Below are 14151 nucleotides of genomic sequence, written 5' to 3'. Positions count from 1 at the left end.
TTATGGCAGATTAATATCTCAGCACCTCCCCCTCCACTCCGTAGCCCGTCTACACTCGAAACATTCCCCAGAGCCATAACGAGACCGTTATGCCCAGACTGCCGACCGTGCTTTTTTTGCTGTCGCTGATGACCTGGACCGCAACGGCTGGCGCGCTGACTCTAACCGACGATGAACGTAGCTGGCTGGCGGCTCACCCGGACTTGCGCCTGGGTGTCGATGCGTCGTGGCCGCCCTTCGAGTTTCGCGACGATGAAGGCCGCTACCAGGGCCTTGCCGCGGATTACATCGAGGTCATCCGCAAAAGGCTGGCAACCCGGCTCACGCCCATCGAGCCGGTGAGCTGGACCGCCGTCCTGGAACAAGCCAAAAAGGGCAAGCTGGACCTGCTGCCGGGCATCATGTCGACCCCGGAACGCCAGAAATACCTGTCGTTCACCCGTCCCTATCTGGACTTTCCGATTGTCATCCTGGCCCATGTGGGGGGCCCCCAGCCACATGACCTGAAAGAACTGTACGGCCTGAAAATCGCTGTGGTGGAAAACTACGCCCCCCACGAACTGCTGCGCACCCACCACCCCGACCTGAACCTGGTGGCGATGCCCAACGTCAGCTCAGCGTTGCAGGCACTGGCCACCGACGCAGTGGACGCCGTGGTGGGCGATCTGGCGTCCAGCGTCTGGAGCTTGCGCCAGCTCAAGCTCGATGGGTTGTATGTCAGCGGTGAAACCCCCTATCGCTATCAACTGGCCATGGCGGTGCCTCGCAACAATACAATGCTCGTCGGTATTCTCGACAAAGTCCTGGCGGACATGAGCCCCGCCGAAATCAGCGCCATTCAGGAGCATTGGGTCGGCAACGTCCTCGATCATCGGACGTTCTGGAGTGACCTGTTGATGTATGGCCTGCCCGGATTGCTGCTGCTGACCATCGTGCTGGCGTCGGTTATCCGCATCAACCGCCGCCTGAGTTCGGAAATCGCCCGCCGGGTCGATCTTGAACAGGAACTGCGCAGCAGCGAATACCACTACCGAGGCCTGGTGGAGAGCCTGTCGGCCATCGCCTGGGAAGCAAAGGTCACCGACTACACCTACAGCTATGTATCGCCCCACGCCGAAGACCTTCTCGGCTATCCCCTGTCCCATTGGCTGATTCCGGGCTTCTGGCGCAACATCATTCACCCCGCCGACCTGACCCGCGCCCAGAACTTCTGCGACCACGAAATACTGGCCGGGCGCGATCACCGCCTCGATTACCGGGTGATCACCGCCGACGGCCGCTGTCTTTGGGTGCGCGATATCGTCAGCCTGATCGAACACGGACATGAGCCGGTGTTGCGCGGGCTGATGATCGACATCACCGACGCCAAGCGCACCGAAGAAGCGCTGCGCCTGTCAGAACAGAAGTTCGCTTCGGTGTTCCAGCAATGCCCGGACATTCTGGTGATCGCGCGCCTGAGCGACGGTTGCCTGCTGGAAGTCAACGAAGCGTTCGAAGAACAGATCGGCCTCAAGGCCGAGGACGTCATTGGCCACACCGCCACCGACCTGAACATCTGGGGAATACCCGGCGTTGGGCCAGGCCTGTTGCAACGCTTGCAGGCCGGCAGCATCCGCAACCTGGAAATGCCCTTTCGTCGCAGCAATGGCCACGTGTTTACCGGCCTGATCTCAGCTGAACCGTTCAATCTCGACATGACATCGGCGCTGGTGGTCGTGGTGCGGGACATCACCCAGCTCAAGGAAACCCAGCAACAACTGCAAACCTCCGAAGAAAAATTCGCCAAAGCCTTCCACGCCTCCCCCGACGGCTTGCTGCTGTCGCGACAAAGCGATGGCTTGCTGCTGGAGGTCAACGACGGCTTCAGCCGCATTACCGGGTTCAACAGCGCGATGTCGGTGGATCGTTCAGCGCTGGAGCTCGGCATCTGGGTCAACCTTAACGAACGCAAACAGATGCTTGATCTGTTGCACCGGGACGGTTTCGTCCGCGACTTCAGCTGCCATATCCGCCGCAGTGACGGGCAGATCCGCCTCTGCGAAGTGTCCAGTCGCCCACTGCCGATTGGCGATGACGACTGCATGCTGACCATCGCCCGGGACATCACCGAGCGACACCTGATGCAGGAAAAACTGCAACAGGCTGCCACCGTGTTCGAGAGCACCGCCGAAGGCGTATTGATCACCGATACCCAGCAACACATCAGCGCGGTCAATCGTGCGTTCACTGAAATCACCGGCTACAGCGAGAGCGAAGCCCTGGGCCATACGCCGCGCCTGCTCGCCTCGGGCCTGCACGACAGTGCGTTTTACGCGGCCATGTGGCATCAATTGACTGCCGAGGGTCACTGGCAAGGCGAGATATCCAACCGACGCAAGAACGGCGAGCTCTACCCGAGTTGGCTGACCATCAGCGCCGTACGCAACCGCGAAAATTTCATCACCCACTTTGTTGCGGTGTTCGCCGATATTTCCAGCCTAAAACACGCCCAGGCCAAACTCGACTATCAAGCGCATCACGATCCGCTGACCGGCCTGCCCAACCGCACTTTGTTTGAAAGCCGCTTGCTCACCGCGCTCAATAGCCAAAAGGAAAATGGTGGCCAGGGTGCCGTGCTGTTCCTTGACCTCGACCGCTTCAAGCACATCAATGACAGCCTGGGCCACCCGGTCGGCGACCTGTTGCTCAAGGGCATTGCCGTGCGTCTCAAAGAGCAGTTGCGTGACATCGATACCGTGGCGCGCCTGGGCGGTGACGAGTTCATTATCCTGCTGCCGGGCCTGCAACAACCCAGCGATGCCGACCACATTGCCACCAAGCTGCTCAATTGTTTCGCCGCGCCGTTCCAGGCCGGTGAACACGAGTTTTTCATCAGCGCCAGCATCGGCACCAGCCTCTATCCGAAGGATGGCTGCGACGTTGCCACACTGATCAAGAACGCCGACGCCGCGATGTACAGCTCCAAGGCCAAGGGCCGCAACCGTGTTGAAAGCTACACCCGAGACCTCACTGCCCAGGCCAGCGAACGCGTGGCACTGGAACACGAACTGCGCCGCGCCATCGAACGCAACGAGTTGCACCTGTGCTACCAACCTAAAATCAGCCTCGAAGACTACAGCCTGGTCGGTGCCGAAGCCCTGATCCGCTGGCGCCATCCGACCTTTGGCGACGTGCCACCGGAACACTTCATCCCGCTGGCCGAAGAGAACGGCATGATCCTGCAAATCGGCGACTGGGTCCTGGAAACCGCCTGCCGGCAGATGGCCGAATGGCACCGGCTGTACGAAAATCCCGGCCCGCTCTCAGTCAACCTTGCCGGCGCCCAATTGCGCCAACCCAACCTGCTGGGCCGTATCGAACAGTTGCTCAAGGACAACCGCCTCAACCCGGGTTTCCTGCAACTGGAAATCACCGAAAACTTCATCATGAGCCAGGCCGAAGAAGCGCTGGCAGTACTGCATCAACTCAAACATCTGGGGGTGCAACTGGCCATCGATGACTTCGGCACCGGTTACTCATCCCTGAGTTACCTCAAGCGACTGCCACTGGACATCCTCAAGATCGACCAATCCTTCGTCCGCGGCCTGCCGGACGATCCCCACGATGCGGCTATCGTACGCGCCATCATCGCGCTCGGGCGCAGCATGCAATTCACCGTGATTGCCGAAGGCGTCGAGACCCAGGCGCAACAGCAATTCCTCGCCGCCGCGGGTTGCGAGCAAATCCAGGGCTACATCGTCAGCCCGCCACTCCCCCCGGACGAATATGCCGCGACGTTTCTTCGTACAACCGTAATGGCTTTTTCGGATGGCACAGTCGCGAAACCGTCGCTATAATCCGCGGCCTACTGAGGGCCTATAGCTCAGTTGGTTAGAGCAGAGGACTCATAATCCTTTGGTCCACGGTTCAAGTCCGTGTGGGCCCACCAAACAAGAAAGCCGCGTTCTTACGCGGCTTTTTTTCGTCTGGCGTTTAGTTTCGTTTACTTAAGGTGTCGTTTTATCGGATGACGCCGAACGACCTTGTAGGCAAACTCCGAATCTTGCGGTTGGGCACTTTACCGCCTTGTTGCGCCTTTCTTCGACGGGATAGTCTCCGGACGTCGCTGACCATTCAGTGATCGGGCTTGGAAACCCGACGAAATTAGACGCAACAGTTTGCCTACCTCAATCTCGAGATATGGCGGCTGTGCGTGGGACGCCCTCGGGCGTGCCGGTTTCCTAGTTTCCCGGTTTTCCAACCTGCGCGCAGCTGCCACCCATTCGCTTGGAAACGAATGTGACAGCTCCTTAAAAAATTAGGAGTTTGAACATGACCACCTCCACAACTTCAGAACTAAAAACCGTCGGCTTCACGCCCTTCCTGTATCTCTCGAATCAACCCCTGTTCCACGTCTGCCGCGACGTCCCCATCGCCGACGCCTTGACCCAAGCCTCCGACCTGCTATTCCTCGCCAAGTCCCTGACCGTGGACGCCGCCTACGCCCAAGACTCCGACCGACACGCCTGGGCTGCGCACTACCTGACGACGATGAGCAAAGCGGTGATTGATGATGTGGTGAAGGTGTTGACGCGACGTTCAGTTGGAACGCAACAAGAAGCCACCTGACTGAGCAACGTGTAATTGCAGCAGCATTGAAAACGCCGAAAAAGAGTTCTGCCAGTCAGCGAAGGAACCTGTAGGAGCGAGCTTGCTCGCGAAAAACCCAAGGACACCGCTGGGAATCTGGCTTTACGCGTGATCGTTCACGACCTTCGCGAGCGAGCTCGCTCCTACAGGGGATTCAACCGTTCAAGCATTTCACGCGTCAATACGACCTCATAGGTGTCCGCCGGTCTGCCCCATTGCTCCACGAGGACCATGCGGTCTACCAGCGTCTCTCCCAGTTCAGTAATGGTCTCGGAGAGCGCCTCGACGATTTCCTGCGTCCGCATCCACAGGCGATCATTGATCGCTTTCATCTCGGTCGTGATGCTGCCCGACGACACGGGATCCGTATCCGGGTAGGCGATGTTGCGCAACAGATACTGAAGCTCCCTGATTTTTGCGTAGTCCTGTTCCGCCCCCTGCTCGCCTTTGAGGATGGCTGTGGCTCTCGGCTTGTCGACGCGTTTTCCGGCTGAGGGCTGCGAAGGCAGTGTCTGCGCCATTGCACCAGCCAGGAGCACCATCATCCGGGCTTCCAGATGCTCTTTCATGGCTTCTATCGACGAAATCGGGCGCACCAGCGTAATGCAGGCTCCACCCTGGTGCCGCAAATCCATGGTCACCGTCAGGGTCACCCCGCCCGTGGCAAAGCCCAGGGCGCGGGCCACGACGTAGTGGCCCATTTCGTGATGGGCGATCTGCAGGGCGCGGTCCCGTACAGCGGCAGGTAGCTTTGTGGCCATGTCTTTCACCTCGCACCTCGACTGCCTCAATCCTAGTCGATGCCTTACAAAAAGCCGCGCTACGGCGTAAGGCTGATCAGTCAAGGCATCAGGCAGCCTCTGTAGGAGCGAGCTCGCGATGAACTCAAGTACGACGCGTTTATTCAGCAAGTACGCATTATCGTTAACGTCCATCGCGAGCAAGCTCGCTCCTACAGCAGTCGCAGAGTCTTAATCAGGCAAAGCATAGGCAATCACATAATCCCCACGATCAGTCGACTGACGCGCACCGCCTACCGTCAGCAGGATGTACTGCTTGCCGGTTTTCGGCGAAACGTATGTCATCGGCCCGGACTGGCTGCCCACCGGCAGGCGCGACTTCCAGATTTCGTTGCCGTTGCCGGTATCGAAGGCGCGCAGGTAGAAGTCCTGGGTGCCGGCGAAGAACAGCAGGCCCGACTGGGTGGCGAGTGACGCGCCGAGGGTCGGCATGCCGATCGGGATCTGCAAGTGCATGCGGATGCCCAGCGGGCCGGTGTCCTGCACGGTGCCGACTGGCACCTGCCACATCAGCTTGTGGGTCTTGAGGTCGATGGCCGACATGGTGCCGAACGGTGGTTTCTGGCACGGAATGCCGACCGCCGAGAGGAAACGCTCGCGCATGGCGCCGAATGGCGTGCCTTCCTGCGGTACCACGCCCATTTCGATGCCGCTGGCCCCGGCGCCGATCTTGTCGCGCGGGATCATGTAGTTGGCCAGCCCCAGGCGCATGTCGTTGACGAACATGTAGTTGGTGTTCGGATCGACCGAGACGCTGCCCCAGTTCATGCCGCCCAGCGAACCCGGGAATTGCAGGGCGCGGTCCATGCCCGGCGGGGTATAGACACCCTCGTGGCGCATGCCCTTGAACTGGATGCGGCACATCAACTGGTCGAACGGTGTGGCGCCCCACATGTCGGATTCGGTCAGGGTCTTGTTGCCGATTGACGGCATGTCGACCGAGAACGGCTGGGTGGGCGAATAGCGCTCGCCGGGGACCTTGCCTTGCGGCACCGGGCGTTCCTCGACGCGGGCAATCGGCACGCCGGTCTCGCGGTTGAGCAGGAAGATCTCACCCTGCTTGGTGACTTGTGCCAAGGCTGGCTGGGTGCCGCCCTTGTCGTCCGGCACGTCGTACAGCAGCGGTTGCGCCGGCAGGTCAAAGTCCCACAGGTCGTGGTGGGTGGTCTGGAAGTGCCAGCGTACCTGGCCGGTTTTTACGTCGATGGCGACGATGGACGAGTTCCACTTGTCGTCGAACCCGGTACGTTGGCCGCCGAAGAAGTCTGGCGTCGCGTTGCCGGTCGGCAGGTACACCAGACCGAGTCTGGCGTCGTAGGACATGGCCGACCAGACGTTCGGCGTGCCACGGGTGTAGGTCTCACCCTCCGGCGGACGTTTGGTGGTGTTCGGATTGCCCGGATCCCATGCCCATACCAGCTCACCGCTGCGCACGTCGTAGGCACGAACTACGCCCGGCGGCTCGCCAGTGGAGTAGTTGTCGGCCACGCGGCCACCGACGATCACCACATCCCCTGCGACCAACGGGGTCGAGGTCTGCTGGTAGTAACCGGGCTTCACTTCGCCCATATCGGTGGTCAGGTCGACGGTGCCTTTGTTGCCGAACTCTTCACAGGGTTTGCCGGTGTCGGCATTGATGGCGATCAGGCGCGCATCGCCGGTCGGCAGAAACAGACGCTTCGTACAGGCAGTTGGCTGATTGTCCGAAGAAGCCGGGGTTTCGGAGTAGCCCAGGCCACGGCAACGCTGCCAGTTGGGCGCGGTGCCTTGCGGGTCGAACTTCCAGCGCTGGGCGCCGGTGTCGGCATCCAGGGCGAAGACTTTGCCGTAGGCGGTGCAGGTGTAGACCGTGTCGCCGATTTGCAGCGGGGTGTTCTGGTCTTCGGCACCGGCGCCGGTGCTTTGCGGAATGTCGCCGGTGCGGAAGGTCCAGGCGACATGTAACTTGTCGATGTTGCCTTTGTTGATCTGGTCCAGCGCGGCAAAGCGATTACCGGCGGTGGTGTTGCCCCAGTGAGCCCAGTCTTTCTGCTCGGTGCCCGGCGCGACCGGCGTTACCGCAGGCTCAACGACAGCCTTGACCACGTGGGTCGGGACGAACATATAGGCCATCGTCGCAACGACTCCCACACCCAGAATGCCGGCCAGACCGTAAGCACCACGCCCGCCGGTCGCACCCGAGGCGCGGACCAGGGTCGGATAGATCAGCGCCACAACCAGACCGATCACGGCGAATGTCAGTACCCGCGAGACCAGCGGCCAGTATTCGAGACCAGCATCCCATACCGCCCAGATCGCCGTGAGGATCAGCGCCACACCATACAGCCATGCACCGAGCGGTTTGCGCCGGGCGATCATCAACCCGGACACCAGCATCGCCAGGCCCATCAGCAGGAAATACCAGCTGCCGCCGAGCGCGATCAGATAGCCACCGCCACCGGCCAGGCCGAGCCCGATCAGTGCAATCAGCACACCCAGCCCCGCCAGCAACCATTTGCTGCCGGCGGCAGCCCCAGAATTGTTCATGTCGGAAATTTTCCCCATTTGTGACAAGGCGCGAATAATGTACTAACTAGTTACTTATGGCAATTTGTCGCAGGCAGAAATGGCATGAACGGTACTCAGACTAGATCCGGGATCCGTCGCGAGCGTCGTACAGAATCTGCCTGTAACATGCTTGCGCACTGATCCATACCGCTGGAGATAACCCTTTGCCTGACACTCGCCCCCCCGTTCTCGATGAAATCGACCGCCAATTGATTGCCGCCCTGCAGATCAACGCCCGCGAGAGCGTGGCCATGCTTGCCCGGCATCTGGGCATCGCTCGCACCACGGTCACCTCGCGCCTGGCTCGGCTGGAAAAGGCCAAAGTGATCACCGGTTACGGCGTGCGCCTCGGGCAGCGGGTGGTGGATGGCGGGTTGCAGGCGTATGTCGGGATCACTGTGCAACCGCGTTCCGGCAGGGAGGTGTTGCGACGCCTGAGCGCGATGGCGCAGGTGCAGCAGCTGTGTGCGGTGAGTGGCGAATTTGATTATGTGGCGTGGTTGCGCACTGACTCGCCGGAGCAGCTGGATCAGTTGCTGGATCAGATTGGCAGTGTGGATGGGGTGGAGAAGACCACGACGTCGATCATCTTGAGCAGCAAGATTGATCGGGGGCAGCCGGTTTGAATACTCCCACACTGGACAGTGTGCACACCAATATAGTCATATTGACCAGTAAAATGGCAAAACGACGACACTTTGCGTCTTATTAACGTGTTCTGTGCTCTCTAGAATGGCTGGCATCTTTTCCTATACTCAGATGCGCATTCCGCGTCGGGTCGCCAGCAAGGTCAGCCATGAACAAGAACAATCGCCATCCTGCAGACGGTAAAAAACCAGTCACCATTTTCGGCCCGGACTTTCCCTTCGCCTTCGACGACTGGATCGAACACCCGGTCGGCCTGGGCAGCATTCCCGAGCACAATCACGGCGCCGAAGTGGCGATTGTCGGCGCCGGTATCGCGGGGCTGGTGGCCGCATACGAACTGATGAAGCTTGGCCTGAAACCGGTGGTCTATGAGGCCTCGAAGCTGGGCGGCCGCCTGCGCTCCCAAGCGTTCAACGGCACCGATGGCATTGTCGCGGAGTTGGGTGGCATGCGTTTTCCGGTGTCGTCCACCGCGTTCTATCACTACGTCGACAAGCTGGGTCTTGAGACCAAACCCTTCCCCAACCCGCTGACACCTGCTTCCGGCAGCACCGTCATCGATCTGGAAGGCAAAACCCATTACGCACAAAAACTGGCGGATCTTCCTGCACTCTTTCAGGAAGTGGCTGACGCCTGGGCCGACGCCCTGGAGGCCGGTTCACAATTCTCTGATATCCAGCAAGCAATCCGCGACCGCGATGTGCCACGCCTCAAGGAGCTGTGGAACACCCTCGTTCCGCTGTGGGACGACCGCACCTTCTACGATTTCGTCGCCACCTCCAAAGCCTTCGCGAAGTTGTCGTTCCATCACCGCGAAGTGTTCGGTCAGGTCGGCTTCGGCACAGGCGGCTGGGACTCCGATTTCCCGAACTCGATGCTGGAAATCTTCCGCGTAGTGATGACCAACTGTGACGATCACCAGCATTTGGTGGTCGGTGGCGTGGAACAAGTCCCGCAAGGCATCTGGCGCCATGTACCGGAGCGCTGCGTGCATTGGCCGCAAGGCACCAGCCTCAAGTCGCTGCACAATGGCGCTCCACGCTCCGGGGTGAAGAAAATCGCCCACGCGCCGGATGGCCGCTTTGCGGTCACCGACAACAACGGCGACACCCGCGAATACGCCGCGGTGCTGACCACCTGCCAAAGCTGGCTGCTGACCACCCAGATCGAATGCGACGAAACCCTGTTCTCGCAAAAGATGTGGATGGCCCTGGACCGCACCCGCTACATGCAGTCGTCGAAAACCTTCGTGATGGTCGACCGCCCGTTCTGGAAGGACAAGGACCCGGAAACCGGCCGCGACCTGATGAGCATGACCCTCACCGATCGCCTGACCCGCGGCACCTACCTGTTCGACAACGGTGACGACAAGCCGGGGGTGATTTGCCTGTCGTACTCGTGGATGAGCGACGCGCTGAAAATGCTCCCGCACCCAGTGGAAAAACGCGTGAAGCTGGCGCTGGATGCACTGAAAAAGATCTACCCGAAAGTCGACATCGCCGCGCGGATCATCGGCGATCCGATTACCGTGTCCTGGGAAGCCGACCCGCATTTCCTTGGTGCATTCAAAGGCGCCCTGCCCGGCCACTACCGCTACAACCAGCGCATGTACGCGCACTTCATGCAGGATGACATGCCGCCCGAGCAGCGCGGGATCTTCATTGCCGGCGACGACGTTTCGTGGACGCCGGCCTGGGTTGAGGGCGCGGTGCAGACGTCGCTCAACGCGGTGTGGGGCATCATGAAACACTTCGGCGGTGCAACTCACGCCGAAAATCCGGGTCCAGGAGATGTGTTCAACGAGATCGGTCCGATCGCCCTGCCCGAGTAAGAGGAATCCGAAATGCGCGTAGCCCTTTACCAATGTCCGCCGCTGCCTCTGGACGTCGCCGGCAACCTGCAACGCATGCAGCAGCTTGCACAGGAAGCCAAAGGTGCGGACCTGCTGGTGCTGCCGGAGATGTTCCTGACCGGCTACAACATCGGCGTCGATGCCGTCAGTGTGCTTGCGGAGGTGTACAACGGTGAGTCGGCGCAGCAGATCGCGCGCATTGCCAAGACTGCCGGGATCGCCATTTTGTATGGCTATCCCGAGCGCACCGCCGAGGGGCAGATCTACAACGCCGTGCAACTGATCGACGCCCATGGCGAGCGCGTGTGCAACTACCGCAAAACGCACTTGTTTGGCGATCTCGATCACTCGATGTTCAGCGCCGGAGCGGACGAGTTTCCCATCGTTGAGCTCAACGGCTGGAAGCTCGGTTTCCTGATCTGCTACGACCTGGAATTTCCGGAAAACGCCCGGCGCCTGGCCCTGGCCGGTGCCGAGCTGATCCTGGTGCCGACCGCGAACATGATTCCGTTCGATTTCGTCGCCGATGTCACCGTGCGCTCCCGCGCCTTCGAAAACCAATGCTATGTGGCTTACGCCAACTACTGCGGCCACGAAGGCGACATCCACTACTGCGGCCAGAGCAGCATCGCTGCGCCGGATGGCAGCCGTATCGCTCAGGCCGGGCTGGATGAAGCATTGATCGTCGGCGAGCTGAATCGGCAGTTGATGCTCGACTCCCGCGCCGCCAATCGTTACTTCCTCGATCGCCGCCCTGAGCTTTACGGCGACCTGAACAAGCGCTAAACCACTCTAATCCGCTAGCATTGGCACTTCACTGTTCTGGAAGTGCCCATGCCCGCGCTGAATCACCCTCGCCCCCCTATGGAAACCCTGGCCAATGGCCTGCGGGTGACCCTGCGTCATGCCCCGAATCTGAAGCGCTGCGCAGCAGCGTTGCGGGTCGCTGCGGGCAGCCATGATGTGCCGCTGGCGTGGCCCGGCCTTGCGCATTTTCTTGAGCATCTGCTGTTTCTGGGGACTGAGCGTTTTCCCGCAGGGCAAGGGTTGATGGCCTACGTCCAGAGTCATGGCGGGCAAGTGAATGCGCGGACCAGCGAACGCACCACGGACTACTTTTTCGAACTGCCACCCAAAGCATTTGCCGGTGGGCTGGAGCGTCTGTCAGACATGCTCGCCCATCCGCGTATGAATCCGGACGACCAGCAGCGGGAACGGGAAGTGTTGCAGGCGGAATTTGTCGCCTGGTCGCAGGATGCCGCAGCACAGCAACAGTCTGCTTTGTTCAGCGGGCTTGGCGAGGCTCATCCATTGCGGGGATTTCATGCCGGCAATCGTGACAGTCTGCCGCTGCAGCAACCCGAGTTTCAGCAGGCGTTGCAGGACTTTTATCAGCGGTTTTACCAGACCGGGCAAATGACCTTGAGCCTGGTCGGGCCGCAGAGCCTCGATGAATTGAAGGCTATGGCCGAAGCCTTTGGCAACGTCATTGCCAAAGGCGAAACAGCCATTCAACAGCCCCCAGTGCCGCTGATGGATGCCTTGGCCAACAGTTATCAACAGGCTGGCGAACGACGCCTGGATCTGCTGTTTGCCCTTGAAGCCCTGCCCGACTTCTCTGCCGAAGCGCTGGCGTTCCTGTGCCATTGGCTGAACATGGCAAAACCCGGCGGCTTGTTGGCGGACCTGCGCGAACGCGGGCTGGCCGATAACCTGAAGGCCGAGCCGCTTTACCAATTCGCCGGTCAGGCCTTGCTGCATTTCGAATTCACCCTGCCCGCCGCGTCCCCGGTAACGGGCATCCGCGAACGCCTGATGGACTGGCTTGGCTTCTTTGCCGAGCAAGACTGGCGCCCATTGCGCGAAGAGTACGCCACCCTGCTCCAGCGCCAGCAGCAAGTCAGCAGCGCCTTGCAACTGGCCCGACTGGACAGCGAACAACGCGAAGTCGGCTTGTCCGAGCCGGGTGTTACAGCCCTCAAACCGATCCTCAAACAAATCGGCGCTGTGGATAACTTCAGCGGCCCATGGCAATTGCCGACACCCAACCCGTTCTTGCGCTCCGAAGCACCGACACCCAACGCCGGATTGATTCGTGGCCAGACCAGTGCCCACCGCGGCCTGCGCACATTTGCCCAGGACCGTTCGCGCAGCCGCCGTGAACGCTCGCCGATGCAATTCAGCCAGGCATGGCCGGACAACGGTGCTGAAGGTGCGATTTATCTGCGCTGGCGACTGGACTCGACTCCCGGCAGCTACCTTCAATCACGGCTGGAAAACAACCTGCAACCGTTGCGCGAAGACGCGCGCCAGGCCGGTGTGGATTTTGCCTTCAGTGCGTCGGGCAACGAATGGCTGCTGAAGTTGAACGGCCTACAAGAGCCGATGCCCAGCGTCCTGGAGCATGCGCTGAAAGAACTGACACAACCTGATGCCGCTGTCTCACAAGCCGAACCGACGAGCGTGGCGCTAATACCGATTCGGCAACTGCTCAAGGCATTGCCCGATCACAGCCTTGAGCACTCCGCAAACTCGGATAACCTGCAGCAGCTCTGGTCGAGTGCGCGATGGGACGGGCTGGCCATCGGGTTATCAGCTCAGACTCAAGCGGCCATGAGCCTGGCCTTGAGCCGTGTACCCGGCACGCCGGACAATCAACTGACGCCACCCGCTTCGATCCATTCACAACGTCTGTGGAGCCATGTCGATACCGCCTCCAGCGAGCACGCGCTGCTGCTGTTCTGTCCGACAGCCACCCAGGCGATAGCCGACGAAGCCGCGTGGCGTTTGCTCGCGCACCTCTCCCAGACGCCGTTCTACCAGCGCCTGCGGGTGGAATTGCAATTGGGTTATGCGGTGTTCAGCGCCCTGCGGCAGATCCACGGGCAGACCGGGCTGCTGTTCGGTGTGCAATCGCCAAGTGTTGTGCCGATGGAGTTGCTGCAACACATCGAGCAATTCCTGAATCGATTGCCGGACCTGATCCAGGCACTCGACGACAGCACCTTCAGCGTTCAACGCCAGGCTCTGGCGGATCAATTTTCCAGCACCGCACTCACTACCGCTCAAGCGGCCGAATTGCTCTGGCAGGGCAAGCTGGCCGGCCGTTCGTCGGAATATTTGACGCAATTACCCCAGTCCATTGTGCAAATCGACCGGGCTGCTCTACTGGCCATGGCCCGACGTCTGAATCAGGCCGAGGGCGGCTGGCGCTGCCTGGCCAGTGCCGCCAGCCCGGGTGAGCCATGGCAAGCGGCAAAATGATCATTACCGGGGCTGCAAGGAGCTTTCTCAAAGTTTCACGGGCAATTTCTTTGAAATTTTGAGTAACATAGCAACCTAACTATCTGGAACATCTCTGACTTGAGGTGGACTATATCTATAGATAGCGCTATCCCACCCTAACTGAAGGAGTTCGATTTATGGCCTGGACCAAACCTGCTTACACTGACCTGCGTATCGGCTTTGAAGTCACCATGTACTTCGCAAGCCGCTAATCTCTGCTTTGGCAGATGTGCAGCACAACGCCTCGGTTATCCGAGGCGTTTTATTTTCAGCGTTGAAACGATGGAGCGCCCATGTTTGTCCAGATTCTAGGTTCCGCCGCCGGCGGCGGTTTTCCCCAGTGGAACTGCAACTGCGTGAACTGCGCAGGCTTTCGCGACGGCAGCCTGC

The 14151-nt window shown here is 60.2% G+C and carries 9 protein-coding genes, 1 tRNA gene and 1 pseudogene; 9 read left to right on the top strand and 2 right to left on the bottom strand.

All coding sequences use genetic code 11. The annotated features are described in order from the left end of the window. The first annotated feature begins 89 nt into the window (after positions 1-89). The 3 genes from ACCD00_RS10305 (at position 90) to ACCD00_RS10295 (ending at position 4608) form a co-directional block, all read left to right on the top strand. On the top strand, positions 90-3836 hold the full coding sequence (locus ACCD00_RS10305; protein WP_413424148.1) for a bifunctional diguanylate cyclase/phosphodiesterase: 3747 nt from the start codon (positions 90-92) through the stop codon (positions 3834-3836). A 15-nt stretch (positions 3837-3851) separates the two neighbouring features. Then, a tRNA-Ile gene (locus ACCD00_RS10300) sits at positions 3852-3928 on the top strand. 383 nt (positions 3929-4311) lie between these two features. After that, positions 4312-4608: a DUF3077 domain-containing protein gene (locus ACCD00_RS10295; protein ID WP_413424146.1), complete on the top strand. Its 297-nt coding sequence runs from the start codon at positions 4312-4314 to the stop codon at positions 4606-4608. Between the two features lie 164 nt (positions 4609-4772). Here the strand turns inward: ACCD00_RS10295 and ACCD00_RS10290 are convergent, their stop codons facing one another. Beyond that, on the bottom strand, positions 4773-5390 hold the full coding sequence (locus ACCD00_RS10290) for a peptidase M41 (protein ID WP_413424144.1): 618 nt from the start codon (positions 5388-5390) through the stop codon (positions 4773-4775). 210 nt (positions 5391-5600) lie between these two features. Next, on the bottom strand, positions 5601-7955 hold the full coding sequence (locus ACCD00_RS10285) for a glucose/quinate/shikimate family membrane-bound PQQ-dependent dehydrogenase (protein WP_413424142.1): 2355 nt from the start codon (positions 7953-7955) through the stop codon (positions 5601-5603). A 185-nt stretch (positions 7956-8140) separates the two neighbouring features. Between ACCD00_RS10285 and ACCD00_RS10280 the strand changes: the two genes are divergently transcribed. The 6 genes and pseudogenes from ACCD00_RS10280 to ACCD00_RS10255 form a co-directional block, all read left to right on the top strand. Beyond that, positions 8141-8602, top strand: coding sequence for an Lrp/AsnC family transcriptional regulator (locus tag ACCD00_RS10280; protein ID WP_413424140.1), 462 nt, complete (start codon positions 8141-8143; stop codon positions 8600-8602). Positions 8603-8772: 170 nt separating this feature from the next. Beyond that, positions 8773-10455 (top strand): flavin monoamine oxidase family protein, encoded by a 1683-nt coding sequence (locus ACCD00_RS10275; protein ID WP_413424138.1) that lies wholly within the window; start codon positions 8773-8775, stop codon positions 10453-10455. Positions 10456-10467: 12 nt separating this feature from the next. Beyond that, on the top strand, positions 10468-11262 hold the full coding sequence (locus ACCD00_RS10270) for a carbon-nitrogen hydrolase family protein (protein ID WP_413424136.1): 795 nt from the start codon (positions 10468-10470) through the stop codon (positions 11260-11262). 48 nt (positions 11263-11310) lie between these two features. Then, on the top strand, positions 11311-13740 hold the full coding sequence (gene pqqF, locus ACCD00_RS10265) for a pyrroloquinoline quinone biosynthesis protein PqqF (RefSeq protein ID WP_413424134.1): 2430 nt from the start codon (positions 11311-11313) through the stop codon (positions 13738-13740). A 158-nt stretch (positions 13741-13898) separates the two neighbouring features. After that, positions 13899-13973, top strand: a complete 75-nt coding sequence (gene pqqA, locus ACCD00_RS10260) for a pyrroloquinoline quinone precursor peptide PqqA (RefSeq protein WP_003444522.1) — start codon at positions 13899-13901, stop codon at positions 13971-13973. A gap of 81 nt (positions 13974-14054) precedes the next feature. Continuing rightward, positions 14055-14151, top strand: a pseudogene (locus ACCD00_RS10255) (pyrroloquinoline quinone biosynthesis protein B); the annotation flags it as partial.

This window comes from Pseudomonas sp. Pseusp3 (assembly GCF_047304225.1).
GTDB classification, from domain to species: domain Bacteria; phylum Pseudomonadota; class Gammaproteobacteria; order Pseudomonadales; family Pseudomonadaceae; genus Aquipseudomonas; species Aquipseudomonas fluorescens_CD.
The sequence above is the reverse complement of the archived record's forward strand: the minus strand, read 5'-3'. Positions and strand labels throughout refer to the sequence as shown.